The organism is Ancylobacter rudongensis (assembly GCF_900100155.1).
Classification (GTDB): domain Bacteria; phylum Pseudomonadota; class Alphaproteobacteria; order Rhizobiales; family Xanthobacteraceae; genus Ancylobacter; species Ancylobacter rudongensis.
In genome coordinates this window covers 334,407-359,991 of the sequence record NZ_FMTP01000002.1, presented here as the reverse complement: position 1 = coordinate 359,991, position 25,585 = coordinate 334,407, and the positions used below count along the sequence as shown (strand labels likewise).

At 70.0% G+C, this 25,585-nt stretch carries 18 protein-coding genes; 6 read left to right on the top strand and 12 right to left on the bottom strand.

The genetic code is table 11. The features are described 5' to 3' along the window. Positions 1 to 5: 5 nt before the first annotated feature. The 3 genes from addB to trxA all read left to right on the top strand — a co-directional run bounded on the left by addB (position 6) and on the right by trxA (position 6,908). On the top strand, positions 6 to 3,095 hold the full coding sequence (addB, locus tag BLO63_RS06655) for a double-strand break repair protein AddB (RefSeq protein WP_091438017.1): 3,090 nt from the start codon (positions 6 to 8) through the stop codon (positions 3,093 to 3,095). Next, on the top strand, positions 3,092 to 6,505 hold the full coding sequence (gene addA / locus BLO63_RS06650; protein ID WP_091438015.1) for a double-strand break repair helicase AddA: 3,414 nt from the start codon (positions 3,092 to 3,094) through the stop codon (positions 6,503 to 6,505). The genes addB and addA overlap by 4 nt, the downstream gene beginning before the upstream one ends. Before the next feature lie 82 nt (positions 6,506 to 6,587). Then, the gene (gene trxA / locus BLO63_RS06645) at positions 6,588 to 6,908 is read left to right on the top strand and encodes a thioredoxin (RefSeq protein WP_091438013.1); all 321 of its coding nucleotides are present in this window, start codon (positions 6,588 to 6,590) and stop codon (positions 6,906 to 6,908) included. 61 nt (positions 6,909 to 6,969) lie between these two features. Here the strand turns inward: trxA and BLO63_RS06640 are convergent, their stop codons facing one another. Beyond that, positions 6,970 to 7,701 carry a hypothetical protein gene (locus BLO63_RS06640; protein WP_244517684.1) on the bottom strand — a complete coding sequence of 244 codons (732 nt, stop codon included), beginning with the start codon at positions 7,699 to 7,701 and terminating at the stop codon, positions 6,970 to 6,972. Positions 7,702 to 7,889: 188 nt separating this feature from the next. On the opposite strand from BLO63_RS06640, the gene BLO63_RS06635 reads away from it, so the two are divergent. After that, the gene (locus tag BLO63_RS06635; protein WP_091438011.1) at positions 7,890 to 9,215 is read left to right on the top strand and encodes an MgtC/SapB family protein; all 1,326 of its coding nucleotides are present in this window, start codon (positions 7,890 to 7,892) and stop codon (positions 9,213 to 9,215) included. Between the two features lie 19 nt (positions 9,216 to 9,234). Here BLO63_RS06635 and BLO63_RS06630 read toward each other — a convergent pair whose 3' ends face one another. From BLO63_RS06630 to BLO63_RS06610, 5 genes are all read right to left on the bottom strand, one after another. Next, on the bottom strand, positions 9,235 to 10,563 hold the full coding sequence (locus BLO63_RS06630) for an LLM class flavin-dependent oxidoreductase (RefSeq protein WP_091438010.1): 1,329 nt from the start codon (positions 10,561 to 10,563) through the stop codon (positions 9,235 to 9,237). A gap of 88 nt (positions 10,564 to 10,651) precedes the next feature. Beyond that, positions 10,652 to 10,942 (bottom strand): hypothetical protein, encoded by a 291-nt coding sequence (locus BLO63_RS06625; RefSeq protein WP_091438008.1) that lies wholly within the window; start codon positions 10,940 to 10,942, stop codon positions 10,652 to 10,654. A gap of 68 nt (positions 10,943 to 11,010) precedes the next feature. Beyond that, positions 11,011 to 12,486: a sodium:solute symporter family transporter gene (locus tag BLO63_RS06620; RefSeq protein ID WP_091438007.1), complete on the bottom strand. Its 1,476-nt coding sequence runs from the start codon at positions 12,484 to 12,486 to the stop codon at positions 11,011 to 11,013. 43 nt (positions 12,487 to 12,529) lie between these two features. Then, a complete protein-coding gene (locus tag BLO63_RS06615; RefSeq protein WP_091438004.1) occupies positions 12,530 to 13,030 on the bottom strand; it encodes a flavin reductase family protein in 501 nt (166 codons plus the stop codon). Positions 13,031 to 13,178: 148 nt separating this feature from the next. After that, a complete protein-coding gene (locus tag BLO63_RS06610) occupies positions 13,179 to 14,237 on the bottom strand; it encodes an LLM class flavin-dependent oxidoreductase (RefSeq protein WP_091438000.1) in 1,059 nt (352 codons plus the stop codon). A 499-nt stretch (positions 14,238 to 14,736) separates the two neighbouring features. Between BLO63_RS06610 and BLO63_RS06605 the strand changes: the two genes are divergently transcribed. After that, complete coding sequence (locus BLO63_RS06605) at positions 14,737 to 15,603, top strand: LysR family transcriptional regulator (protein WP_091437997.1); 867 nt, start codon at positions 14,737 to 14,739, stop codon at positions 15,601 to 15,603. Between the two features lie 178 nt (positions 15,604 to 15,781). After that, on the top strand, positions 15,782 to 16,216 hold the full coding sequence (locus BLO63_RS06600) for a lipid-binding SYLF domain-containing protein (protein WP_091437994.1): 435 nt from the start codon (positions 15,782 to 15,784) through the stop codon (positions 16,214 to 16,216). Between the two features lie 277 nt (positions 16,217 to 16,493). On the opposite strand, the gene BLO63_RS06595 is transcribed toward BLO63_RS06600, so the two are convergent. Genes BLO63_RS06595 through ntrB form a run of 6 tightly spaced genes read right to left on the bottom strand, consistent with a single transcriptional unit; the run spans position 16,494 to position 25,568 of the window. Further along, positions 16,494 to 19,223 carry a nitrate reductase gene (locus BLO63_RS06595; protein ID WP_091437989.1) on the bottom strand — a complete coding sequence of 910 codons (2,730 nt, stop codon included), beginning with the start codon at positions 19,221 to 19,223 and terminating at the stop codon, positions 16,494 to 16,496. Next, positions 19,223 to 20,809 carry a sulfite reductase subunit alpha gene (locus tag BLO63_RS06590; protein WP_091437986.1) on the bottom strand — a complete coding sequence of 529 codons (1,587 nt, stop codon included), beginning with the start codon at positions 20,807 to 20,809 and terminating at the stop codon, positions 19,223 to 19,225. The genes BLO63_RS06595 and BLO63_RS06590 overlap by 1 nt, the downstream gene beginning before the upstream one ends. Further along, the gene (locus BLO63_RS06585; RefSeq protein WP_091437982.1) at positions 20,806 to 22,593 is read right to left on the bottom strand and encodes a NirA family protein; all 1,788 of its coding nucleotides are present in this window, start codon (positions 22,591 to 22,593) and stop codon (positions 20,806 to 20,808) included. The genes BLO63_RS06590 and BLO63_RS06585 overlap by 4 nt, the downstream gene beginning before the upstream one ends. Then, complete coding sequence (locus BLO63_RS06580) at positions 22,593 to 23,846, bottom strand: NAD(P)/FAD-dependent oxidoreductase (RefSeq protein WP_091437979.1); 1,254 nt, start codon at positions 23,844 to 23,846, stop codon at positions 22,593 to 22,595. The genes BLO63_RS06585 and BLO63_RS06580 overlap by 1 nt, the downstream gene beginning before the upstream one ends. Positions 23,847 to 23,853: 7 nt before the next feature. Beyond that, positions 23,854 to 24,648, bottom strand: a complete 795-nt coding sequence (locus BLO63_RS06575) for an ABC transporter ATP-binding protein (protein ID WP_091437976.1) — start codon at positions 24,646 to 24,648, stop codon at positions 23,854 to 23,856. A 23-nt stretch (positions 24,649 to 24,671) separates the two neighbouring features. Further along, positions 24,672 to 25,568, bottom strand: a complete 897-nt coding sequence (ntrB, locus tag BLO63_RS06570) for a nitrate ABC transporter permease (protein WP_091437973.1) — start codon at positions 25,566 to 25,568, stop codon at positions 24,672 to 24,674. Positions 25,569 to 25,585 lie beyond the last annotated feature (17 nt).

The following is a 25,585-nucleotide window of genomic DNA, read 5'->3' as shown; positions in this document are numbered from 1 at the left end:
CGCGCATGACCTCTGACGCGCAGCTGACGCCTGACGCGCAGCGACGGGGACCCCGGCTGTTCTCCATTCCGCCCTCCGCCACCTTCGTTGCCGTGCTGGCGGACGCGCTGCTCGACGGCGTGCTGGTGGAGGGCTTCGCCCCGCGCGGCGATCCGCTGCTGCTGGCGACCGCCACCGTGTTCCTGCCGACCCGCCGCGCCGGGCGCCTGCTGGCCGAGGCGCTGCGCCAGCGCATGGGGGCGGGGGTGACGCTGCTGCCGCGCATCGTGCCGGTCGGCGACGTCGACGAGGACGCGCTGGCCTTCGCCGAGAGCTACACCGACCCGCCGCGCCAGGTGCCGCCGACCACCCGCCGGCTGGCGCTGGCCAGCCTGATCCGGGCCTGGCGCCGGGCGCTGGCCGGGCAGGACGGACGTGTCGCCGTCGCCGCCGGGCCGGGGGCGGAGTTCGCGCTGGCCGACGAACTGGCGCGGCTGATCGACGAAATGGCGGCGCAGGAAGTGCCGTGGGAGCGGCTGGACGCGCTGGTGCCGGGCGAGCATGACCGCTACTGGGACATGGCGCTCGACTTCCTGAAGATCGCCCGCACGTTCTGGCCCGCCTTCCTGGAGGCGGAGGGCTGCGTCGATGCCAGCGTGCGCCGCGACCGGCTGATCGCCGCCGAATCCGAGCGTCTGGCGAGCCAGCCCGGCGGCGGCCCGGTGATCGCCGCCGGCTCCACCGGCTCGATGCCGGCCACTGCCCGGCTGCTCGCCACCATCGCCCATCTGCCGCGCGGCGCCGTGGTGCTGCCGGGGCTCGACTTCGCGCTCGACGAGGGCTCGTGGCAGGCGCTGACGGATGAGCAGGCCAGCGCGCCGAGCCACCCGCAATATGGCCTCGCGCTGCTGCTCCAGCGCCATATGCGCGTCGCCCGCGACGCCGTGCAAGAGCTGGCGCCGCCGGCCGCCCATGGCCGCGAGCGGCTGCTGTCCGAGGCGCTGCGCCCCGTCGCCTCCACCGAGCAATGGGCGAGCCTTTCCGACCGGCTCGGCCCCGCCGCCATCGACGCCGCGCTCGCCGAGGTCAGCGTGATCGAGGCGGAGGATGCGCGCGAGGAGGCGCTCGCCATCGCGCTGGCGTTGCGCGAGGTGCTGGAAGTGCCGGGGCGTACCGGCGCGCTCATCACCCCCGACCGCGACCTCGCCCGGCGCGTGGCGGCGGAATTGCTGCGCTTTGAGGTCGCCATCGACGATTCCGCCGGTGAGCCCTTGTCGGAAAGCGGGCCGGGCCGCTTCGCCCGGCTGGTGGCGGATGCCTGCCGCGACGCACTGGCGCCGCTGCCGCTCTCCGCCCTGCTGCGTCACCCGCTCGCCCGCTTCGGGCTGGAGCGCGCCACGCTCAATGCCGGTGCCGACGCGCTGGAAATGATGGTGCTGCGCGGCCCGCGCCCGGCCGCCGGGGCCTCCGGGCTGACCGAGGCGGTGGCCGGCTTCAAGCCGGCCGATTTCCACCCGCGCGACCCCCGCGCCCGGCTGGGCGAGGAACGCCGCACGCTGGCCGAGGCGCTCGCAAACCGCCTCGCCGCCGCCCTCGCGCCGCTGCTGGCGCTGGGGGAGGGGGAGCACCCCTTTGCCGCCCTGCTGGAGGCGCACCGCGCCGCCATCGCCGCCGCGTGGAACGGACCTGACGCCACGGGTCCCGAGATCGACTCCCCCGCCGAGGCGACGGCCTTGGCGGAACTCGCCCGCGCCTTCGAGGCGCTGGCGGAGGGCGCCGGCCATGCGCCTGATATGACGCTGGCGGATTATGCCGCCGCGCTGGTGCTGCTGCTCTCCAGCCAGCCGGTGCGTCCGCCGCTGGTGCCGGGCGCGCGGCTGCGCATTCTCGGGCCGCTGGAAGCCCGCCTCGTCGGCGTCGACCGCGTGGTGCTGGCCGGGCTGGTCGAGGGCACCTGGCCGAACGCGGTGCGCGCCGACCCCTGGCTCAGCCGGCCGATGCGCGCCGCGCTGGGGCTGGAAGCGCCGGAGCGGCGCATCGGCCTTTCCGCCCATGACTTCGCCCAGGGCTGCGGCGCGCCGGAGCTGGTGCTGTCCTATCCGCGCAAGCTCGGCGGGGCGCCGACCGTGCCCTCGCGCTTTTTGCAGCGACTCGCGGCGGTGAGCGGGGAGGCGCGCTGGAAGGCGGCCATCGCCCGCGGCGACCGCTTCCGGCGCCTCGCCGGCTTCATTGAGGAGGAGCCGCCCGCCGCCCGCATCGCCCGGCCGGAGCCGGCGCCGCCGGTGGAACTGCGGCCGCGCCAGCTCAGCGTCACCGAGATCGAGACCTGGCTGCGCGACCCCTACACCATCTATGCCCGCCATGTTCTTGGCCTCGCGCCGCTCGACGGGCTCGACGAGGCGCCGGGGGCGGGGGAGCGCGGCAGCGCCATTCACGACGCGCTCGGCACCTTCGCGCAGGCATTCCCGGAGGCGCTGCCCGAGCCGGCGGAGGCGGCGCTGCTCGCCTTCGGCCGGCGCGCTTTCGCCCCGCTGGAGCGCTTCCCCGCCGAGCATGCGTTGTGGTGGGCGCGTTTCGAGCGGCTGGTGCCGCGCCTCATCGGCTGGGAGCGCGCCCGGCGCACACGGACCCGGCGGGTCTTCGCGGAGAAATATGGGCGGCTGGCACTCGCCGGCGGGCGCTTCACCCTCACCGGCCGCGCCGACCGCATCGAGCAACTCAGCGACGGCGGGCTGGCGATCCTCGACTTCAAGACCGGCGCGGTGCCGACCGCCAAGCAGACGGCGGTGCATTATTCCCCGCAGCTGCCGCTGGAAGCGGCGATGGCGGCGGCCGGCTGCTTCCCCGACGTGCCGGGCGAGGAGGCGGCCGGGCTCGCCTATGTCCGTCTCGGCACGGCCGAGGTGAAGGAGGTGAACGCGGTGGACAAGGAGACGACCGCCGCCGGCCTCGCGAGCGACACGCTGGCGCGGCTGCAGACGCTGATCGCCGCCTTCGAGAACCCCTCGCGCGGCTATGCCTCGCTGGCGCGGCCGATGTTCGGCGGGCGCTATGGCGATTACGACCATCTGGCGCGGGCCAAGGAATGGTCCACCGGCGGGGAGGGCGAGGAATGAGCGATATCACCGACCTCGCCCCCGGCGCGCTGCGGGCGGCGACCGTGCTGCAGAGCTCCGCCTCCGACCCGATGTTCTCGGCCTGGGTCTCGGCCAATGCCGGCTCCGGCAAGACCCATGTGCTGGCGCGGCGGGTGATCCGCCTCTTGATGCGCGGCGTGCCGCCCGGGCGCATTTTGTGCCTCACCTATACCAAGGCCGCCGCCGCCAACATGGCCAACCGGGTGCTGGGCGAGCTGCGCAAATGGACCACGCTGGACGATGACGCGCTCGATAAGGAAATCCTCAAGACCGATGGCGGCGAACCCGGTCCGCTGCGCCGGGCGCAGGCGCGGCGGCTGTTCGCGCAGGCGCTGGAAACGCCGGGCGGGCTGAAGATCCAGACCATCCACGCCTTCTGCGGCGCGCTGCTGCACGCCTTCCCCTTCGAGGCCGGGGTGCCGGCCGGCTTCGGCGAGCTGGAGGAAGCCGCGCGGCTGGAACTGCTCGCCCGGGTACGGGCGGAAGTGGTGCTGCAGGCGGCCGGCGCCCCCGACAGCGACCTCGGCCAGGCGCTGGCGCTGATCGTCGGCCTCACCTCCGATTCCGGCCTGAACGACCTGCTCAAGGAACTGGTGGCCGACGCGCCGGCGCTGGAGGCGAGCGACGACGATCTCGCCCGCGCCGTCGGCCTCGACGCCCCCGTCGCCTCCGCCGACATCGAGCGGGCGATCATCGAGGCGGCGCTGATCCCGCGCGGGGCGTGGAGCGGGCTGGCGGAGGCGCTGATCCTTGAAGGCGGCAATTGCGCCAAGCGCGGGCAGGGCCTGCGCGCCGCCGGGCTGGCGCCTGAGGAAGCGGTGGCCGAGGCCTATGCCGGCGTGTTCCTCAAGGAGGATGGCGAGCCCTATGCCGACGGGCAGTTCGGCAATGCGGCGGCGCGGGCGAAATACCCCCAGCTGATCGCCGAGCGCGACCGCATCGCCCCGCTGGCGCGCGAACTGGCCGCCGCCCGCGCCTTCGAGCGCAGCCGGGCGGTGCTGATCCTCGGCCGCGAGGCGGCGCGGCGCTATGTCAGGGCCAAGGCGGTGCGCGGCGTGCTCGACTTCGCCGATCTGGTCGACGCGGCGCGGCGGTTGCTGGCCTCGGGCGCCTCGGCCTGGGTGCACTATAAGCTCGACCAGGGCATCGACCATGTGCTGCTGGACGAGGCGCAGGACACCAGCCCCGAGCAATGGGAGGTGATCCGCCCGCTGGTGGCCGAGTTCTTCGCCGGCATGGGCGCGCGTGAGGAGGGGAAGCTGCCGCGCACGCTGTTTGTGGTCGGCGACGAGAAGCAGTCGATCTTCTCCTTCCAGGGCGCCGATCCGCGCCGCTTCGACACGGTGCGGCGCGAATTCGAGGCGGCGGGCGGCGCCGGCTTCGTGCATGTGGAGCTGCAGCACTCCTTCCGCTCGGCGCCGGGCATTCTTGAAGCGGTGGACGCGGTGTTCGGCCGCGAGGCCTCCTATCGCGGCCTTTCCGCCGAGGCCAAGCCCCCGGTGCATGCGCCGATCCACGCCGCGCTGCCGGCGCTGGTGGAGATGTGGGAGCCGGAAGCGCCGAGCGAGAAGGTGGATGTCGACGCCTGGCAGCGCCCGCTCGACGCGCCCGGCGCCGACGACCCCAAGGGACGGCTGGCGAAGAAGATCGCCGCCCATATCGCCGCCCGCATCCGCGAAGGCTTTCCCGTCACCGGCCGGCACGGCACGCGCCCGGCACGGCCGGGCGATTTCCTCATTCTGGTGCGCCGGCGCGACGGGCTGTTCACTTCCATCATCCGCGAGCTGAAGCAGGCGCGGATGGAGGTGGCCGGCGCCGACCGTCTGGTGGTGGCCGAGCATATCGCGGTCATGGACCTGATGGCGCTGGGCGACGCACTGCTCGCCCGCGACGACGAGCTGGCGCTGGCCAGCGTGCTGAAGAGCCCGCTTTTCGGCTTTGACGACAATGACCTCATGAAGCTGGCGCCCGGCCGCGCCGGGCTTCTGGAAGACACGCTGATCGCCCGCGCGGGCGAGAACCCGAAATGGCGTGCGGCCGCCGGGCGGCTGGCGCGCTTGCGCGGCGAGGCGCGGCGGCTGCGGCCGTTCGATTTCTACACCCGCGTGCTCGGGCGCGAGCGGGGACGGGCCGCCATGCTCGCCCGGCTTGGGCCGGAGGCGGCCGATGCGCTCGACGAGATGCTGGCGCTGGCGCGCTCCTATGAGAGCCTGGAAGCGCCCTCGCTCGCCGGCTTTCTCGCCTTTCTGCGCCGCGGCGGCGCCGAGGCCAAGCGCGACATGGAGGCCGGGCGCGACGAGGTGCGGGTGATGACCGTGCACGGCGCCAAGGGGCTGGAGGCGCCCTATGTCATTCTCGCCGACACCACCTCCGGCCCGATGACCCGCCGCAGCGCCGGGCTGCTGCGTGTCGAACTAGAAGACGGGCGCCGGGTGGCGCTGCACGCCCCGGCGAAGAAGGGCGACACGCCCGCCATGGCGGCGGCGCGCCAGCACGGCGACGAGGCCCAGCAGGACGAGTATCGCCGCCTGCTCTATGTCGCGCTCACCCGCGCCGAAACCGCGCTGGTGCTGTGCGGGGCGGAGGGCGCGCGCCAGCGCCCGGCGGGATGCTGGTACGATCTGGTGCGCGGGGCGCTGGAGACGGAAGCGATGGAGCACCCCGCCACCGGCTTTGCCGGCACGGTGCGGCGCTGGCGTGGCGGTGGGCAGGAGCCCCCCGTCGCGGCGCTGCCGCCGCCTGTCGCCTCGCCGCTGGCGGCGGAGGAGCGGGCGCTGGCGCGGCTTCTGGCGCGGCCGGTGATCGAGCCGGTGGAGCGGGCGAGCCTGCGCCCGTCGGCCGCCGATGTCTTCGCGCCCGTCCCCACCGGCCCCGCCGCGCGGGCGCTGGAGCGCGGCGACCTGCTGCACCGGCTGATGGCGGCGCTGGCGCCGCTGCCGGTCCCGGCGCGGGCCGAGCCGGGCCGGCGGCTGCTGGCCTCAAGCTGCGACTGGCCGGAGGCGGCGCGCGACGACGTGCTGGCCGAGGCGCTGGCGACGCTCGCCCTGCCGGAACTCGCCGCCCTGTTCGCGCCCGGCAGCCTTGGCGAGGTGCCGCTGGCCGGCGAGCTGGCGGACGGCACGCCGGTCTCCGGCCGTATCGACCGGCTGAGCGTGATTGGCGAGCGCGTGCTGATCGCCGATTTCAAGACCGACCGGCATGTGCCGGCCGTCGCATCTGCCATGCCGTCGGCGCATGTCCGGCAAGTCGCGCTCTATGCCCGGCTGCTCGCCAAGCTATTCCCACGCAAGCAAGTTGAGGCATTGCTGGTCTACACCGCCGGCCCGCTTGTCCACACTCTCGACGGCACGACGCTGGAGAGGGCGGTGGAAAGTGTCACGTTGGGGTGACGCCGCCTTGACGCACCGGGGGGCGGCTACCTACTTTCAGCCTCAACTTCCTGAATTTCCTAGATTCGTGAAAGGTGTCCAAATGGGCGTCGAAAAGGTTTCGGACCAGAGCTTCGAGTCCGACGTGCTGAACTCCTCCGCTCCCGTGATCGTCGATTTCTGGGCCGAATGGTGCGGTCCCTGCCGCATGGTCGCCCCGGTGCTCGACGAGATGGCGAGCGAACTCGGCGACAAGGTGAAGATCGTCAAGCTGAACGTCGACGAGAACCCGCAGACGGCCTCCAAGTACGGCATCATGTCGATCCCGACCCTGCTGCTGTTCAAGGACGGCCAGCTGGCCTCGCGCCAGGTCGGCGCGGCGCCGAAGGCGAAGATGCTGCAGTGGGTCAACACCGCGCTCTGATCGCCTGATCCCTCTGTGCACGATCAACCCCGGCCGGTCCTCCGCGCCGGGGTTTTTCATGTCACGGCGCGGGAAGGGAGGGTGGGGGCAACGCCAGCGGGAACGCGAGCACTTGCCGCGTATAGCTCTCCACCAGCGCGCTGAACGGGGTGCCGTCCGGCAGCGTCAGCACGGCGCGGTGTTCCAGCAGGAAGTCGGGGAAGTCCAACGCGCCGGGGCCGGGCGGCGGCAGGGGGGTGCCCATCGCCCAGCCTTCCGGCAGAGGCTGCCACAGCAGGCGCGTGGCGAGCGTGGTTCGGCGGAAGTCGAGCGGCTTCACCACCCGGCCGAAGGAGGTGTCGGTGGTCTCCAGCGTCTCGTTCATCGCGGGCGTCAGCCGGGCGGGCAGATACCAGTTGTCGGCCTCCGAGAGCACCTTGTCGCCGCAGCGCAGCCGCACCCGGCGGTAGCGCACCGGCTCATCCGCATCGACCTTGAGCAAAGCCCGGATCTCCGGCCCCGCCGGCTTGTCCTGCCCGCGCACGCGGTCGGCGACGATCAGCGGCTTTTCAGCGAGGCGATGGGCCGCGCACCAGCGGTCCAGCGTCAGCGTGGCGCTGGCATGGCTGAGCAGGTCGGCGTTGAGCGTCTGCACCAGCGCCAGCGCGGCGAGCCGGTGCACCGCGTCGTCCGGCCATGCCGGGGCCTCCTCGGCGCGGGCCGGCGGGCCGGCGAGGGCGAGCACAAGAGCGAGGGTGGCAAGGGCCCGCCATCCGCCGGCGCGTGCCGCTGCCGCGATGCTTAGAGCTTCCATCACGCCCTCCCTCGCCAGCGCCTCGGCGGCGCCGTGGCAGGACATGGCGCAACGGCGCCGGCTTGTCGAGGCCGTCGCGCGGGGCGCGGATGGGGTTGTGTGCCTCGTGCTTCCCCTTGCCGCCGGGCCTGCCCCGGGCGGATAGTCCGGTGGGCGGCCGCAGGGCCGGAATCGGGCGAGGCCGTGCCGTGGACCAGATGGAAATCCTGCAGCGCATGGCCCTGGCGATCGCTATCGGCGCGCTCGTGGGAGTAGAACGCCACTGGCGCGAGCGCGACGAGGACGAGGGCTCCCGCACCGCCGGCATCCGCACCTATACCTTGATCGGCATGCTGGGCGGCCTTGCCGGGCTGCTGGAGCGGCTGCTCGGGGCGGCCGGCGCGCTGCCGGGCCTCGTGCTCGTCGGGTTTCTGGTCACGCTGACGGCGGTGTTCGCGCTGTTCCAGTACCGCGAGGGCGTCGCCGAGCACCGTTTTAGCGCCACGGCGGTGGTGGCGGCGATGCTGACCTTCGCGCTGGGGGCGCTGGCGCTGATCGGCGACACGATGCTCGCCTCGGCCGGCGGGGTGGTGCTGGCGGTGATCCTCGCCAGCCGGGAATTTCTGCATCGGGCGATCAAGCGGCTGCGCTGGGTGGAGCTGCGCTCCGCCCTCATCCTGCTGACGCTCGCCTTCGTGCTGCGCCCGATCGTGCCCGCCGAGCCGGTCGGGCCGTTCGGCGGCGTGTCGCCGGCGAAGATCCTGATCATGGCCATCGTGCTGGCGGCGATTTCCTTCTGCGGCTACATCGCCGTGCGGCTGCTGGGGGCGACGCGCGGCGAGCTGGTGGCCGGCACCATTGGCGGGCTGATCTCGTCGACCGCCACCACCATCGCCAATGCCCGCCGCTCGCGGCAGAGCCCGGCCGTGCGGGCGCTGGCGGCCGGGGCGGTCAGCGCCGGCGGCATGTCACTGCTGCGGACCGGATTTCTGGTGTCGGCCGTGCTGCCCTCGCTGGCGGACCGGTTGCTGCTGCCGCTGGCGGCCGGCGCGGCGACGATGTTCGCCGGGGCGCTGCTGCTGGCGCGCGCCAGCGCCACCGCGCCGCCGGCCGAGCGGGAGGCGACGGGGCAAGAAGGGGCGAACGCCGAATCGGCCAGCCTTGAACCGGGTAGCCCCGAGCCGAAGAACCCGTTCGACCTCGCCTCGGTGTTCAAGATGGCGCTGCTGCTGGTCGGCGTGGCCTTTGCCGCGCGGGTGGCGAGCCAGCTCTGGGGCGATGGCGGGCTGTATGCCGCCTCGGCGCTGGCCGGGCTGGCCGATGTCGACGCGGTGACGGTGACGGTGGCCGGCATGCTGCCGACGCTCGACCCCGCCGTGGCGGCGCGGGCGCTGGGCCTTGCCGTGCTCGCCAACATGCTGGCCAAGGCGGCCTATGCCGGCCTGCTGGGCGCGCGGGGCTTCGCGCTCGCCCTTGCCGGCGCGAGCGCCCTCGCCCTGCTGGCGGCGGGGGCGTCGCTGCTGCTGCTGCGGTGAGGTCTGGCTTCTCCGGCCTTTAGTGTTCGAGCAGGTTCTCGCGCAGCGTCGTGCCCTGATAGCGGGTGCGCAGCCGGCCGCGCCGCTGCAGTTCCGGCACGACGAGATCGACGAACTCCTCGAAGCAGCCCGGCGTGTAGGTCGCGGCCAGCATGAAGCCGTCGGCGCCGCCCTCGTCCATATAGTGCTCGATCTGGTCGGCAATGTCGGCCGCCGTGCCTATGGCAACCGGCATGCCCATGCCTTGCGCATAGATCATCGCCGCCTCCTTCACCGTGACCGGCGCGCCGCCCTTGGCGTAGATGATCGAATCGAACAGGCCCTGAATGCCGGGCACCTCGATGTTCTGCACGATGGCGTCGGGCTCGAATTTGGAGAAGTCGAGGCCGAAATGGCCGGACATCCAGGCCAGCGCGCCCTCGGGCGGGATGCAGGCGCGGATGCGCTCGTACTTTTCCTGCGCCTCGCTGCGGGTTTCCGCCACGACGGTCTGCAGGCCGTAGATCAGCTTCACCGAGCCGGGCGCCCGGTTATAGGTGCCGGACAGGCGCTCATTGAGATCGCTGGCATAGCCCTTCATCCGCTCGACAGTGGGATGCACGGCGAAGATCGCCTCGGCATGCTTGGCGGCGAAGTCGCGGCCCTGGCCGGAGGAGCCGGCCTGCCACAGCACCGGCCGGCCCTGCGGCGAGGGGGCGCAGAAATGGCGGCCATTGCACTTGTAGTATTTGCCCTCGTGGGAGACCACCTTGACCTTTTCCGGGTCGGCATAGATGCCGCTCGCCTTGTCGGCGATGATGGCGCCGGGCTCCCAGGAGTCCCAGAGCTTGTAGCAAAGCTCCATATACTCCTCGAGCCGCTCATAGCGCCCGCTGCGGTCGGTCATCTTCTGTCCATAGGCGTCCCACTCGCTCTTGGAATAGGAGGAGACGATGTTCCACGCCACCCGGCCGGAGGAGAGGTGATCGAGGCTGGAGAGGCGCCGGCACATGGAATAGGGGTGCTCGAAGGCGGTCGACAGCGTCACGCCGACGCCGAGGTGCTTTGTCGCCCCGGTGATGATCGGCACGATGGTCGAGGGCTCGTGGGTCGGGCACTGCACCGCCCATTTCACGATGGCGTCGGAGCTGTCCTCATGGGTGTTGTAGGGCGCCAGCTCGTCGGCGATGAACATGGCGTCGAACAGGCCGCGTTCCATGGTTCGCGCCATGTGCTGCCAGTATTCCGGGCGCGCGAAGTTCCACTCGACCTTGTCGCGCGCGTGCCGCCACATGCCGGTGGCGTGGCTGTTCACGCCGTGCTGGATGAAGCCGAGAAGATGGGCGTGCTTCTTGGTCGCTGTCGTCATGGTCGGGCCTCGCGCCTTTAAGGTCATGAACGGGCATGGCCGTTGCTGAACGGCCATGCGTACGTGTCGGAGGGGCGGGTGCCCGGCGTCAGACGCTCGGGCGCTCGACGAAGAAGGCAATCCCGATGCCGGCGGCGGTGCCGAGCACCAGCAGCGGCCCGGCGTAGATCCACATCGGGGCGACGCCGGCCAGCGCGATGAAGGTCGCTGACAGCACCACCGAGACGGCGGCCATGCCGACATAGTTGTAGGCCGGGACCTCGGTCGGCTCGGGCGTGCCGCGCCTGTACTCAACAACCGCGTTGCGCACGCCGCGCGAGAAGCCGGCGAGGAACAGGAGAGCCGCCGCGATACCGAGGACGACAATGAGCGTGTACATGTTCGATCCTTCCTAAGGTTGGGGGACAGCCGCCGCGCTGCGGGTGCGGCGCGGCGGCGCGGCCGGTCTCACTCGGCGCCGGGAACCGGGCTGGCGATCTCGTCGCGCACGCGGCGCAGGCTGGTGACGTCGAAATCCTTGCCGCCCAGAATGCCGAACACGACCACGGTGAGCCCGCCAATGGCGACGATGGAGAGCGTGCCCGCCAGTTCGCCGACCCATTCATAGATCGGCATGCCGATGGCGATGGAGGCGACGATGCCGCCGACAAAGCCGAGCGTGTTGGTCCGCGGCCAGAGAATGGCGAAGACGAGCGGCAGCAGTATCGAGGTCTTGAGGGCGTAGGTGGTCAGCACCAGCGTGGTGAAGTCGACGCCCGACAGCACGATGATGGTGGCGACAAGGCCGCCCAGCAGCACGGAGATCTTGGTGATCGGGAACAGCAGGCGCTCGGAGACGCTGGGGAAATAGCGTTTCACGATGTCCACCGCGACGATCGACGACAGGGCCGAGGAGGCGCCGTCAATGGTGGAGTAGCAGGCGGCGAGAATGACCAGCACATAGAGCAGGACAAGGGTGAGCGGCAGCCCGATATGGGAGACGATGTACGGTCCCACCGCCGCGATATCGCCGCCAAAATCGGCCGGCGTCAGGCCATAGGCGATGCCGACGAGGCCGAGCATGCCGAGGCAGATCGGGATCGGGTAGAACAGCGCGCCGGCCCAGAGGAAGGTGCGGCCGACATCGCGGCTCTTGATCGCCCACACCTTCTGCCAGAAGGTCTGGTCGGAGACGGTGGCCGCCAGCAGGCCGAAGGCGAGGGTGATGCCGAAGCCCGCCGCCGCCTCGGGGCGCAGCACCGAGAGATATTCCGGCCCGGCGGTGTTCACCGCGCCGAATACCGCATCGGCCCCGCCCGGAATGGTGGCGAACACCGCCGCGACGACGATCGCCGCCGGCACGGTGATCATCAGCGTGTTGAGCGTGCCGGTCATCACGCTGGTCCACAGCCCGCCGAAATAGGAATAGGTGAGCACGCAGACGATGCCGACCACGGTCGCCACCCGCCAGTCGATGCCGAACACGGTGGAGACGACCAGCGAGGTGCCCTTCAGGTTGATCAGGATCTCAAGCACAATGCCGAAGATCATCGTCAGGGTGACAATGCCGGTGGCCACCTTGGACTTGGAGAAGCGGTACTGGATGAACTCCGAGATGGTGTAGCCCTCGGGCATGTTCTTGCGCAGCACCCGCGCGAACGGGATCATCGCCATGACAGCGAGGCCGTTCGGCACCACGAACCAGAACAGCCCTGACAGGCCCCACTGGAAGGTCATGGCCGAGCTCATCATCACCGCCATGGCCCAGGTCCAGACCGAGATGACGGAGGCGACGCCGAAGCCGAAGCCGACGCGCCGGTCGGCGATGATGAAGTCGTGCGTGTTGCGCACGAGCAGCAGTTTCACGGCATAGGAAAGCGCCAGCGAGAACAGCCCCAGCCCGATCATCGAGGCGAAGCCGAGCGTCGGCGTGAGACTCGGCATAGACGCAAATAGTGATTTGTCCATTGCGATATTCTCCGCAGGTTTAGAGGCTGTGGTGAAGGCGGTGGTAGTTTCTCTTGCAGTAGAGAAGCGGTTCGCCATCGCTGGATGCCTGGGCGTCAGTGACGTCGCACAGCACGATGGAGTGGTCGCCCGAGGGGATGATCTGCGCCACGCGCGCCGCGATCTGGCCGATGGCGCCATCGAGCACCGGGGCGTGGCGGATGGCCGGGGACAGGGGCACATCGCCATAGCCCTCGCCCTCGCCGACGCGGCGGGCGAAGCGTTCGGACAGGATCTGCTGCTCGGCATGGAGCACCGAGATGCCGACCGGCAGCCCCGGCCGCAGGCAGGCATGGCTGTCGCTGCCGCGCGACAGGCAGAACAGCACCCGCAGCGGCGCGAGCGACACCGAGGTCACGGAGGTCGCGGTGAAGCCGTGAATGCTGTCGCCGCGCCAGAACGAGACGACGCACACGCCGGAAGCGAGCCGGCTGAAGACATCCTTGAAGCCCCGGGTGATGTCGTGGGGATGTTCCGTCATCGCCCACTCCCCCGGGCACGCAGCGGCACCGGCGCGCCGCAGGGGCAGGCGAGGCCCGATCGGGCGGCAACGCGTGGGCGGGCTGAAGCAAGGAACACGGGCGGCCTCATCTGGTTGTATGTATTATCTATAGATTTTATATAAAACCTTATTTCAGGGCGATTTCAAGCGGCCGTGAGGTCCGAAGCGGGCGAATGACGTGCTTCATGAACGGCCCGGCATCGCGCATCGGGTCATCGAACTGGCAGACGATGCGGTTGACCCCGAGCGCCTCCAGCCGGGGAATGCGCTGGCGGATGTCCTCGAACGAGCCGATCAGCCCGAGTTCGAAGCCGGCATTGGAATCGACCATCTGGTCCTCGCTGAGCGCGGCCCAGGCGGCCGCGCCCGAGGCGCCGATCACCTCGCGGAAGAAGGCGATGGTGTCGGGGTTCCGGCGCGCGACCACCGATTTCCACCGCTGCCGCGCCTGTTCCGTCGTGTCGGTGGCGATGACATAGGCATTGGCGGCGATCAGCAGCTCGCGCCCCCAGCGATTGGCCTCCTGGCGGGCATTGTCGATGTGCCGCTTGAGGTCGTCGTCAGCCATGCCGTTGAGAAACAGGCAGTGCCCCCACTCCGCCGCCATGCGGATGGCGCGATCGGAATGGCCGGCGATCCACACTTCCGGCAGGGCGGCGGGGTCGAGCCCATAATTGGGCGGCTCGCCGATCCCGGCTTCCTCCGTGCCGCCGGCGGCGTTGGCCTCGGCGGGCGGGTTGAACAGCCCGTGCAGCGAGCGCAGGAACTCGGCCGCCCGGTCGTAGCGGCCATCATGGTCGAGCCAGTCGACGCCGGAGAGATCGAACTCCTCGCGCCACCAGCCGCAGACGATGTTCATGCCGAGCCGCCGCTCGGAGATGCGGGTGAGGGTGTCGAGCATGCGCGCGACGAGGAAGGGCGAGCGGAAGCCCGGCTTCACCGCGCCGCACAGGCCGACCTTGTTGGTGACGGCGGCGATGGCGGCGAGGATCGTCCAGGCATCGGCGACGCTTTCGCGCGGGCCGTGGATGCAGTTGAGCAGGTTCTCCGAGGCGTAGAGAAAATCGAAGCCCAGCGCCTCGGCCTGCTGCGCGATGGCGAGGCAGGCGGCCACGTCCGGCCCGGTGGGCGCATCCCGCGAGCGCAGCCATCCGCCATAGACCGGAAGCCAGATGCCGATTTCCATGTGTCCACTCACCCGTTCACCCTGCGACGTGAGCGCCCGGCGCGGTGGGACGGCGACCCTCGTCCGCCCGCTCTCCCCGCCGCTGCAGCGCTGTGTCCCTGGAATGGCAAGCCGCGCGCCAACAGAGCGAGGCGGGTGCAGAAATAATGAAATGCCGTCAATTTAGGCTGATATGGGCGATAATAGTCAGTAAAATGATTATGTTAGATGCAGAATAGGCAAGCTCATATATTCAGTTCATGCGCGCGGAATATTATTAATGGTTCGGCGTCGACATCATCGTTCCTGTTGCGGAAGATGAGCCGGGCTCATCGTGCCGCACCGGGCTGATCGATTTGGCAGCACCGGCATCGCCGGTGTGGGCCGAATTCGAACGCGGCCGCCATTCCCCGGGGGCGGCCCGGCACAGCGCAGCCGGCGAGGGAGACGGGCGCGACTCGAGATTTGGCGTGACCGGAGATTTGCGTGACCGGAGACCTGGCGTAATCGGAGACCTGCCGTGACCTTCGAGCAGATGAAGATCTTTCTTGAGGCGGCGCATTACGGCAGCTTCACCCATGCCGCCCAGCGGCTCGGCATCACCCAGTCGGCGGTCAGCGTCTGCATCAAGAAGCTGGAGGAGAAGCACGAGGTCGCCCTGTTCGACCGGACGGGGCGGCGGCTGGCACTCACCGAGGCGGGGCAGGTGCTGCTGAGCGAGGCCGAGCGTATCCTGCGCGATGTGGACCTCACCATATTGCGCATCGAGAGCCGGCGCCCGCTCGACGCCTTCGCCATCGCCGCCTGCACCGGCCATGCCTATGACCACTGGATGCCGGAGATGACGGCCGCCGGCGGCGAGGATTTTCCCGCCCTGCGGCTGCTGCGCGCCGGGGTCGACGATGTCACCGCGCTGGTGATGCGCGGCAGCGCCGATGTCGGCATCACCAATGTCATGCCGAGCCACCCGCAGTTCCGCCTCGCCCGCGTCTTCGCCGATACGCTGATCGTCTGCGCCCACCCGACCCTCGCCCGTCGCCTGCCGGCGGAGGCCGGCTGGCGCGAGCTGGCCGATCACGCCCCGCTGGTGTGGGAACAGAGCGACCTGACGCCGACGATCACCGCCGGGCTGACGGCGCAGCGGCTGGACCCCGGCCGGCTTCTCGACCCGAAGCTGCGGCTTGCCTCCAGCATGGCGGTGCTCTCGCTGCTTGGGGCCGGGCGCCACCTCGCCGTGCTGCCCGAGCGGGCGGCGCGGGCCCATCTGGACGCGGGGAGGGTGGAGCGGATCGGCAGCCTCGCCATCGCGCTGCCCTATTGGCTGTTCGCCCTGCGCGAGCGCGACATGGACGCGCTGGCCGCCGCGATCGCCCGCTTCGCCGGCTGAGGGCGCGTGCGGCCGGCATGGCCGTGAGCCGACGGGCAATGGTCCCCGAGCCGTGGCTCGACGGAGGCGCACACGGCGTCCCGGTTGATTGTCGCGCAACGAAACGCCAAAGTGAGCGTTGTCCCACGATGGGCAACATCGCGCATCGCACATCGCTCTCGTTTGGAAGGTATCGTCGATGAAAGTCCTGTCGGCACTAAGGGTCGGGCTCCTCGCATTGGTCGCGCTCATCGGCGCCGCGTCTATGGCGAGCGCGGCCGATGGCACCATCACCATCCGTATCGTGAAGGCCGGTTTCGTGGTCGGCGGGTCCGCCGGTGACGGCGTGCTGACCTTTCAGGGCCGCAAATATCCGCTCTCGGTCGGAGGACTGAGCTATGGCTTCACCTTCGGCGCTTCCGAGACCCGGCTGCATGGAACGGTGAAGAACATCCAGCGCCCGTCTGACGTTTCCGGGGTCTATGCCCAGGGCGGTGCGGGCGCCGCCTTCGGAAAGGGCGCGCAGGCCGTTATCCTGACCAACCAGAACGGCGCCGTTCTGGAGCTGAGCGGCGAGCAGAAGGGCGTCATCGTCAGCCTTGATCTGAGCGGGCTGGCTCTGTCGCTGAAGTGAGGCTCTCAGTTCGGCCGTCCTGCGCGCGCGCCGCGCCGGATGGCGACAATAATTGGCGCCGGCGGAAGGCGCGCCTCACCCCCTTCCGCCGGCGCCGTTCGGTTCGGGTCGTTGACCCACATAGCGGCGCCGGCCGCGCCCGTGGCCCCAGCTGTGGGCGCCGCATTTTTATGCCTTCGGGCGTGATCGACCCAAGACCGCCGCGCGGTTGGCCTCGCGCCATGGAAGCCGTCGAAGCTTTCACAGCCGCCCAACGGCGTGTGAGCGGAACGGGGGATCACGCGAGCACCCCGACAGTGGCAAGGTCGGCCGGGGCTCGGCGTTGGATCAGCTTTCGCAGTTCCGGCACGCAAGAGCCGCAGTTTGTTCCGGCCCGCAGCATCTGCCCCAGCCGCTGAACATCGGCGCCCGGTTCCGCCGCGAGTGCGGCGTCGATCTGCGACGTGGAGACCGCAAAACAGGCGCAGACCAGCGGGCCGGACGCCGCCGCGCGGTCGTCGCCTCGGCCGGACAGGAGATGACGGCGCCCGGTTGAACTGAGCGTCCGCGCTGCCAGCCGCGCCTTCAGCCCGTCCCACGACGCGCGGGCGCCACCGGGCGAGAGGAAGACCGCGCCCACAAGCGCGCCAGCGTCATCGAACGCGGCCGCGCGATACATGCCCCCGGGGGCGTCGACATATTCGGCATAGTCGCGGGTCCCCAGTATCGCAGCTGCGTGATGCCTCCACTCGTCCGGCTCCTGGTCGGTGGCAATCAGATAGCCTTCCCCGCCTTCCACCGCGACTTTCGCCCACCAAAGCGCCGGCAGGTCGGCGACAGCGGCACGGCTGAGGATGAACCCGCGAAACCTCACAGGCAGGACAGCCGCCCGCACCGGCATCGCCTTCGATTCAGGCTGACCTGAAACCGGGTCCGTGACCGCCGCAACGAGGTCATTGATCCGCGCGTTCGACGAGGTGGCATTGGACCAGTGAATGGGTGCAAACAAGGCGCCGCGTTTCTGGCCGGCGCTGAGCCGGGCTTCCAGCACGGCGCTGCCATGGGCGGATTGCAGCGCTACCAGCGCGCCGTCCTCTGCGCCGAGCTGCGCGGCGTCCGAGGGGTGTATCTCGACAAAGGGCACGGGCAGGTGCGCGCCAAGCCGGGGGCTGAGCCCGGTTCGCGTCATGGTGTGCCACTGGTCGCGAATGCGGCCGGTGTTGAGGATGAACGGGACGTCCGTGCCGACCTCGGTCGCCAGTCGCGCCGCCATCGGCGCAACAAAACGCGCCCGGCGATCCGGCGTGAAGAAACGACCATTGGCAAAGAAGCGCTTGTCGGCCGTGTCGCCTTCGGACCGCACCGGCCACTGCACCGGCGCCAAAAGGTCGAAGGCGGCATCATCGAGAGAGGCGAGGCCACCAAGGTCGAAATCCCGGCTGCCGTCGTTCTCGAAGCCGGACAGAGCGGCATGTTCGCGAAAGACATCGGCGGCGCTGCGCCAGGCGAAGGCCTCATCGAAGCCGAGCCGGCGACCGACCTGTGCCATCGCCCACCAGTCCGCTCGCGCCTCGCCGGGAGCCGGCAGAAACGCCCGCTGGCGGGAAATCCGCCGCTCGGAATTGGTGACGGTGCCGTCCTTCTCCCCCCAGGCAAGCGCCGGCAGCACCAGATGCGGCCGGCAGGACACGGTGTCGTTCGTGGCGACGTTCTCGGAGACGACGAGAAAATCCAGAGAGCCGAGGGCGCGGGCAGCCGAAGCTGCCTGCGGCAGGCTGACCGCCGGGTTGGTGCCCATGATCCAGAGGGCCTTGATCCGGCCGGCGGCGACGGCCTCGAACATCTCGACCGCCTTCAGCCCCTCGCGTGCCGCCATGCGGGGTGCCCGCCAGAAACGGCGCACCCGATCAATGTCGGCGGGCGTAAAAGTCATATGCGCCGCCAATTGGTTGGCGAGGCCGCCAACCTCCCGGCCGCCCATCGCGTTCGGCTGACCCGTGAGCGAGAACGGGCCCATGCCGGGGCGGCCGATACGGCCGGTAGCGAGGTGAACATTGAGGATCGCGTTCACCTTGTCGGTGCCCTGCGCCGACTGGTTCACCCCCTGCGAGTAGCAGGTGACCGCGCGCTCATGCGTGGTGAACAAGGTGTAGAATTCGACGAGGTCCGCCGTCGGAATGCCGGTCTCGCGCGCGATCTGCTCGATATCGGGCGCCATCGCGCGGGCACTCGCCAGCGCCTGCGCGAAGCCGCTGGTGTGGGCGTCGATATAGGCGTGGTCGAGCGCTTCATGGTCCGCCAGCCAAGCCAGCAGCCCTGCGAACAGCACCGTGTCCTTGCCCGGGTTCACCGGCAGGAACAGGTCGGCCTCGTCACCTGTCGCGGTGCGGCGCGGGTCGATCACGACCAGCTTAGTGCCGCGCCCGGCGCGGGCGGCCTCCAGACGCCGGAACAGGATGGGATGGCACCACGCCGCATTGGAGCCGACCAGAACAACGAGATCGGCCTCGTCCAGATCGGCATAGACGCCGGGCACGGTGTCGGAGCCGAAGGCGCGGCGATGGCCGGCAACGGAAGAGGCCATGCAGAGTCGCGAATTGGTGTCGACATTCGCGGTGCCGAGGAAGCCCTTGGCGAGCTTGTTGGCGGCGTAATAGTCCTCGGTCAGCAATTGCCCTGAGAGATAGAAGGCGACGGCATCGGGCCCGTGCCTTTCGATGGTTTGCCCGAAGGCCTGCGCGATCTGACCGATGGCCGTGTCCCATTCGACGCGGGCCATCCGGCCATCGCCGCCGCGCGCCATCGGATGCAGAAGCCGCGTCGCCAACCCCAGCGTTTCGCCAAGTGCCGAGCCTTTCGAGCAGAGCCGGCCGAAATTCGCCGGGTGATCGGGGTCGCCGGCAACCGAGGTGCCACCGGCGCCATCCGGGCGCGCGAGCACGCCGCACCCGACGCCGCAATAGGGGCAGGTGGTGCGCATGACGGGCGCGTCGGTCTCAGGGGCGATGGGGGGCACCGGCGCGTTCATCAATAGACGTCCGCCTGATAGCGGCCGGCCTTTTTCAGCGCGGTCACATAGGCTTGCGCGTCGGTGGACGCACGCTTGCCATGGGTCGCCACGACATCGACCAGCGCATGCTCGACATCGCGCGCCATGCGTTTGGCGTCGCCGCAGATGTAGAAATGCGCGCCGTCCTCCAGCCAGCTGAACAGGTCGGCGCCGACTTCGCGCATGCGGTCCTGCACGTAGACCTTCTCGGCCGCATCGCGCGACCAGGCCAGCGTCAGGCGCGAGAGATGGCCGGAGGCGCGCATGCCGGCGAGTTCGTCCTCGTAGAAGAAATCGCAGTCGCTGCGATGATGGCCGAAGAACAGCCAGTTGCGGCCCGGCGCCTTCATGGCCAGGCGCTCCCACAAGAAGGCGCGGAACGGGGCGATGCCGGTGCCGGGGCCGACCATGATGATGGGCGTCGCCGGGTCCACCGGCAGGGCGAAGCCATGCGCCTTCTGGACATAGGCGCGCATCGGCGTGTTCCCGTCCAGCCGGCCGGTTAGAAAGGTGGAACCGACGCCAAGGCGGGTGCGGTCGCCGACGCGGTAGCGGACCGTGTCGACGGTCAGGGACAGCTGGCGCGGGGTCGCCTTCGGGCTGGACGAGATCGAGTAGAGACGCGGCTGCAGCGGCTCCAGCGCCTCTATGAGCACCTCCGGCGCGATGCGGGGGCGGCCGAATTTCTCGATGGCGGCCAGCACGTCGAGGGTCGCCGCGTCGCCGTCCGGATCCTCGCCGGCGGCCAGAGCGCGCGCCTTGCGGCGCATGTCGCCGCCGGTGTGGTAGGTCAGCAGCTGATAGAGGCTGTCCGGCGCGGTGCCGAGGCAGATGTCGCGCGCCAGCACGTCGGCGGCGTGGCGCTCGCCGATCATGTCCTGCGGCGTGCCGCCCACCGCGTCGAGCACAGCGGCCACGAGGCCCTGGTCGTTCTCGGGGAAGATCCCGAAACTGTCGCCGACGGCGTAGTCGAGGCCGGATGGCCCCAGGTCGAACGCGACATGCCAGGTGTCCTTCTCCGACCCGTCCTTGTTCAGACGATGTCGGGCCGTCAGCGTCACCAGCGCCGGGTTGTCGCGCGAAAAGCCGGGCACGTCGACCGGGGCTGGCGCCACGCCTGCCGCCGGCGCCGCCGGCGCGACGCCGTCAAGCTCGGCGGCGAGCGCCTTCAGCGTCCGGGTCGTCTCTTTCCCACCCGGCGCGCACAGGTTGAGGCGCGCTTCCTTGCCGCCGGCGATGGCCGCGGCGTAGGTCTCGCAGAGATAGCCGCACTGGCCGCAATCCTGCTGCGCCATCGCCGCCATCATCCGGCGCGGCAGCGGCTTTCCCTCCGCCAGCTTGAGGCGCTCGTCGAGCGGCATCGAGGCGTCGTGCCAGGGCGCGCCATCGTCGAGCGGAGCGGGGGCGAGCGCGGCAGTGTCGGTGACGGACAAGGCCGTGGGGGCGGCCTGCGGCGCCAGCATGCCGGCGAAGAAGCCATTGAGCCAGGAGCGCTGTTCCTCGCTGAACGGCGCCGTCTCGGAGATGAAGGCGAAGACGGGCGGAATCTGGGTCGGCGCGTTCATGGCGCGGCCTCCTCGACCAGGGCGCGCAACGCCTCCGGCTCATGGCGGCGGGTGAACTGGGCGAGCGTCTCGGTGGGGGCGGCGCGCCGGGCCATCCACACCTTGAGCAGCCCCTCCACCACCATCGGCGCGTCGACCGCCTTCACATCGCGATAGAGTTCGCGGCCGATGGCGGCGTCGGCGCCGAAGCCACCACCGACGATGAGGTGATAGCCCTCCACCGTGTCGCCATCCTCGCTCACCGGCACGCGGGCGCCGACCAGCCCTATATCGCCGATATAATGCTGCGCGCAGGAATGATGGCAGCCGGTGACATGGATGTTCACCGGCAGGTCGATGGCGATCCTTTCCTCGCAATGGCGGGCAATGGCCTCGGCGGTCCCCTTGGTGTCGGCATTGCCGAACTTGCAGCCGACGGCCCCGGTGCAGGCCACCAGCCCGGCGCGGATCGCGGTGGCGCTGGAGGTGAGGCCGAGCGCTTCCAGCGCCGCTTCGACGAGGGGGATGTTGGCGTCGGCGACGCCCGAAAGGATCAGATTCTGCCAGACGGTGAGGCGCAGATCGCCGTCGCCGAGATCGCGGGCGATGCGGGCAAGGCCATGCATCTGCTCCACGGTCATCTTGCCGACGGGCAGCACCACGCCGACCCAGTTCAGCCCCGCCTGCTTCTGCGGGTGGACACCGACATGGCCGAGCCGGTCCGGCACCGGACGCGGGGCGATGGCGTGGGCGGGGACGCGGTGGAGCGTCGCGCCCAGCTTTTCCTCGGTGGCCGCGAGGAACCTCTCGAAACCCCACGCATCGAGCAGATATTTCAGCCGTGCCTTTTTGCGGTCGGTGCGGTCGCCATGGTCGATGAAGACCCGCACGATGGCGTCGGCCAGCATCGTGGCGTCGGGCGGGCGGACGATGACGCCGGTGTCGCGGGCGAGGTCGAGATGGCCGGTAATGCCCCCCAGCACCAGGCGGAACCACACGCCGGGCTCCACGCCGAAGCCGTCGGCCACCTCCACCGCCTGGAAGCCGATATCATTCGTGTCCTCCAGCGCGCCGATCCGCCCGCCGCCATCGAAGGCGACATTGAATTTGCGCGGCAGGCCGTAGAGCGAGCGGTCGGCGAGGATGTGGTGGTGCCAGTCGAGCGCGTAGGGGCGGGTATCGAGCAGTTCCTGCGGGTCGATGCCGGCGGTCGGCCCGCCGGTCACGTTGCGGATATTGTCGGCGCCGGCGCCGCGCGAGGTGAGGCCGAGCCCGATCAGCCTCTCCAGCAGGATCGGCCCATCGGTGGCGGGGATCTCGCGCAGCTGCAGATTGGCGCGGGTGGTGACGTTGCTGTAGCCGCCGGCATGGGTGGCCGCGATGTCGGCCACCCCGGCGAACTGCCAGTATTTCAGGATGCCGTTGGGAATGCGCAGCCGGCACATGAAGCTGTCCTGCGTCGGCGCGACATAGAACAGGCCGTGGAACTTCCACCGGAAAATATCCGGCCCCTTGGGAAACACGCCGTCGCGGGCGTGCTGCTTCATCCGGGCATAGGAATCGAGGCCGAGTTCCTCGCGCTTGCCCTTCTCCTCGGCCACCAGCTTGCGCCCTTCCGCCTCCACGCGGGCCATGGCCCGGTGGGCGCTGGCATCAGGGCCGGTCGCAGGCGTTGCAGGGGGGAGGGCTGAGCCTGGGGCTGGCGCCGGGCTGCCGGCAAGGCCGCCCGCCGCCCGGGTGGCGGCGAGGCCGGAGACGAAGCCTTCCAGATAACGCTTCTGCTCGGCGGTGAATTCGGTGCCCATCACGCGGCCTCCGCAGTGTCGAAATCGGTCATGAAAGTGGGGCCGAAAGCGAGGTCGGCGCGCTGGGCGCCTATGTCTCGGCCGGATCGGATGAGATCGAGGTAGAACAGGCCGTCGGCGGTATCGCCGAACAACACAGCGCCGATCAGCCGGGTGCCCTGGCCATCCTGGCGCAGGATGAGGCGGCGGTAGAGGCCGATGCCGGGATCGGACAGCACGATGTCCTGCGTCCCCGCGCCGCCGGTGAAATCGCCGGCCGAGAACACATGGACGCCGGAGACCTTGAGGTTGGTGGCGGTGATGCTGCCCTCATAAGCGGCGGCTCGCCCGGCGAGGCAGCGGGCGAGCACGCGGGCATGGTCATAGGCGGGTTCGACCAGCCCATAGACCTGTCCGCGATGCTCGGCGCATTCGCCGATGGCGTGGATGTCGGCGTGGCTGGTGGCGAGCCCGTCATCGACCATGACGCCCCGGTTGCAGTCCAGCCCGGCCGCGCGGGCGAGGTCGGCATTGGGCCGCACGCCGCAGGCGACGATGACGAGATCGGCCGGCAGGAGCCGCCCGTCGCTGAGGCGCAGGCCCGCGACACGCCGGCCCTCGGCGCTCTCCTGACCCTCGATCGCGGCGGTGGAGGCGCCGAGCAGGACTTCGATGCCGCGCGCCTCGACGGCCTGTTTGAGCAGGGCCCCGGCGCGCGGGTCGAGCTGGCGTTCCATCAGCCGGTCCATCAGATGGATGACCGTGGTCCGCGCGCCCGCAGCCGCGACGCCGGTCGCCGCCTCCAGCCCCAGCAGGCCACCGCCGATGACGATGGCGCGGGTGCCGGGCTTGGCGGCGGCCAGCAGAGCGTCAACATCCGCCCTTTCGCGGAAGGTCATGACACCGGGAAGCTCCATGCCCGGAATCGGCAGGCGGATCGGGTGCGAGCCGGTCGCCAGCACGAGCTTGGAGAAGCCCAGCGACGAGCCATCCGCAAGGTTCACGCGGTTCCGTTCGGTGTCGATGGAGAGGGCGGGGCGCCCGTAGATCAGCGTGACGCCGCGCGCCTGCCACCAGTCGCGGTTGCGCAATTCGATGTCGCCGGCCGTGACCTCGCCGGCCAGCAGCGAGGAGAGCAGCACGCGGTTGTAGGCAAGGTGAGGCTCGGCGCCGATCACGGCCACCGAATAGCGGCCGAGGCCCTGGTTCGCCAGTTCCTCGCAGAACTTGGCGGCGGCCATGCCGTTGCCGATGACGATGAGGGGGGCGCTCATGCCGCCCTCACGCCGCTTCGACGAAGCGGTGGCGCTCATAGAGAAACTTGAGCACCGCCTCGCGGCATTTGAGGTAGGCCGGGTCGGTGACAAGTTCCAGCCGGCGGCGCGGCCGGGGCATCGGCACGTCGAGCACGTCACCGATATGGGCGGCCGGGCCGTTGGTCATCATCACGATGCGGTCGGAGAGCAGCACCGCCTCGTCGACGTCATGAGTGATCATGATCACGGTGTTGCCGAGGCTGGCATGGATCTGCATGACGGAATCCTGCAGATGCGCGCGGGTCAGCGCGTCCAGCGCCCCGAAGGGCTCGTCGAGCAGCAGCACCTTGGGCTGCATGGCCAGCGCGCGGGCGATGCCGACGCGCTGCTTCATGCCGCCGGAGATTTCCGAGGGGCGCTTGTCCCGGGCATGGCCCATCTGCACGAGATCGAGATTGTGCAGGCACCAGTCATGGCGCTCGGCGCGCGACTTCACGCCGGAGAACACCTTGTCGACCGCCAGCCGCACATTGTCATAGACGCTGAGCCAGGGCAGCAGCGAGTGGTTCTGAAACACCACGGCGCGGTCGGGGCCGGGGCTGTTGACCTCGGCTCCCTCAAGGATCACGCCGCCATGGGTGGCCGGTGTCAGCCCGGCGACGATGTTGAGCAGCGTGGACTTGCCGCAGCCGGAATGGCCGATCACCGAGATGTACTCGCCCTTGGCGATGTCGAGCGAGACCTCGCGGAGCACGTCGGTCGTGCTGCCGCCGCGCGCGAAGGATTTGTCGATGTGGTCGAGCTTGAGATAAGCGGTCATGGGGGCCTCCTCAGGCGGCAAGGTCACGCGGCCTGCGTGCCGCGGGTGACGAAGGCGCCGATGCCGGCCACGATGCGGTCGAGGATGAACCCGACCACGCCGATATAGACGAGCGCCACGATGATGTCGGACAGGCGCGAGGAGTTCCACGCGTCCCAGATGAAGAAGCCGATGCCGACGCCGCCGGTGAGCATCTCGGCCGCGACGATGGCGAGCCAGGACAGGCCGATGCCGATGCGCAGGCCGGTGAAGATGTAGGGCGCCGCCGCCGGCAGCATGATCTTCCAGAAGAACTCCAGCGCGTTGAGCCGCAGCACCAGCGCGACGTTGCGGTAGTCCTGCGGGATGTTGCGCACGCCGACCGCCGTGTTGATGATCACCGGCCATATCGCGGTGATGAAGATCACGAAGATCGCCGAGGGGTTCGAGTCGCGGAAGGCGGCGAGCGCGATCGGCAGCCAGGCGAGCGGCGGCACGGTGCGCAGCACCTGGAACACCGGGTCGAGGCCGCGCATCGCCCAGATGGACTGGCCGATGACCACGCCGAGCGCGATGCCGACCACCGCCGCCAGCCCGAAGCCGATCGCCACGCGCTGCAATGACACCAGCACCCGCCAGCCGAGGCCGATATCCTGCGAGCCGTTGACGAAGAACGGGTTGACGATGAGATCGTAGGATTCCTGCCAGATGGTGGAGGGCGGTGGCAGCGTGGCGCCGGGGCCTGCGCACAGCAGTTCCCAGATGCCCAGCAACAGCAGCAGCACGAGTGTCGGGGGCACCACCGAAACGGCGAACCCATACGCCATCGTCTGAAGGCGGTTCGGCTTTGCGGCCTTGCGCGGCATGGCGAGCGTCACGACGTCGGCGCTCTTCGGCCGGGGAGCGATAGCGGGCTTGGTCTTCAGGGCGGAGACGGACATGCGGGGGTCCTTTATCG

Bases quoted from the DNA above. Each gene is read 5' to 3' on its own strand.
- addB (WP_091438017.1), top strand. From the start codon at position 6: ATGACCTCTGACGCGCAGCTGACGCCTGACGCGCAGCGACGGGGACCC.
- addA (WP_091438015.1), top strand. From the start codon at position 3,092: ATGAGCGATATCACCGACCTCGCCCCCGGCGCGCTGCGGGCGGCGACC.
- trxA (WP_091438013.1), top strand. From the start codon at position 6,588: ATGGGCGTCGAAAAGGTTTCGGACCAGAGCTTCGAGTCCGACGTGCTG.
- BLO63_RS06640 (WP_244517684.1), bottom strand. From the start codon at position 7,701: ATGGAAGCTCTAAGCATCGCGGCAGCGGCACGCGCCGGCGGATGGCGG.
- BLO63_RS06630 (WP_091438010.1), bottom strand. From the start codon at position 10,563: ATGACGACAGCGACCAAGAAGCACGCCCATCTTCTCGGCTTCATCCAG.
- BLO63_RS06625 (WP_091438008.1), bottom strand. From the start codon at position 10,942: ATGTACACGCTCATTGTCGTCCTCGGTATCGCGGCGGCTCTCCTGTTC.
- BLO63_RS06620 (WP_091438007.1), bottom strand. From the start codon at position 12,486: ATGCCGAGTCTCACGCCGACGCTCGGCTTCGCCTCGATGATCGGGCTG.
- BLO63_RS06615 (WP_091438004.1), bottom strand. From the start codon at position 13,030: ATGACGGAACATCCCCACGACATCACCCGGGGCTTCAAGGATGTCTTC.
- BLO63_RS06610 (WP_091438000.1), bottom strand. From the start codon at position 14,237: ATGGAAATCGGCATCTGGCTTCCGGTCTATGGCGGATGGCTGCGCTCG.
- BLO63_RS06600 (WP_091437994.1), top strand. From the start codon at position 15,782: ATGAAAGTCCTGTCGGCACTAAGGGTCGGGCTCCTCGCATTGGTCGCG.
- BLO63_RS06595 (WP_091437989.1), bottom strand. From the start codon at position 19,223: ATGAACGCGCCGGTGCCCCCCATCGCCCCTGAGACCGACGCGCCCGTC.
- BLO63_RS06590 (WP_091437986.1), bottom strand. From the start codon at position 20,809: ATGAACGCGCCGACCCAGATTCCGCCCGTCTTCGCCTTCATCTCCGAG.
- BLO63_RS06585 (WP_091437982.1), bottom strand. From the start codon at position 22,593: ATGGGCACCGAATTCACCGCCGAGCAGAAGCGTTATCTGGAAGGCTTC.
- BLO63_RS06580 (WP_091437979.1), bottom strand. From the start codon at position 23,846: ATGAGCGCCCCCCTCATCGTCATCGGCAACGGCATGGCCGCCGCCAAG.
- BLO63_RS06575 (WP_091437976.1), bottom strand. From the start codon at position 24,648: ATGACCGCTTATCTCAAGCTCGACCACATCGACAAATCCTTCGCGCGC.
- ntrB (WP_091437973.1), bottom strand. From the start codon at position 25,568: ATGTCCGTCTCCGCCCTGAAGACCAAGCCCGCTATCGCTCCCCGGCCG.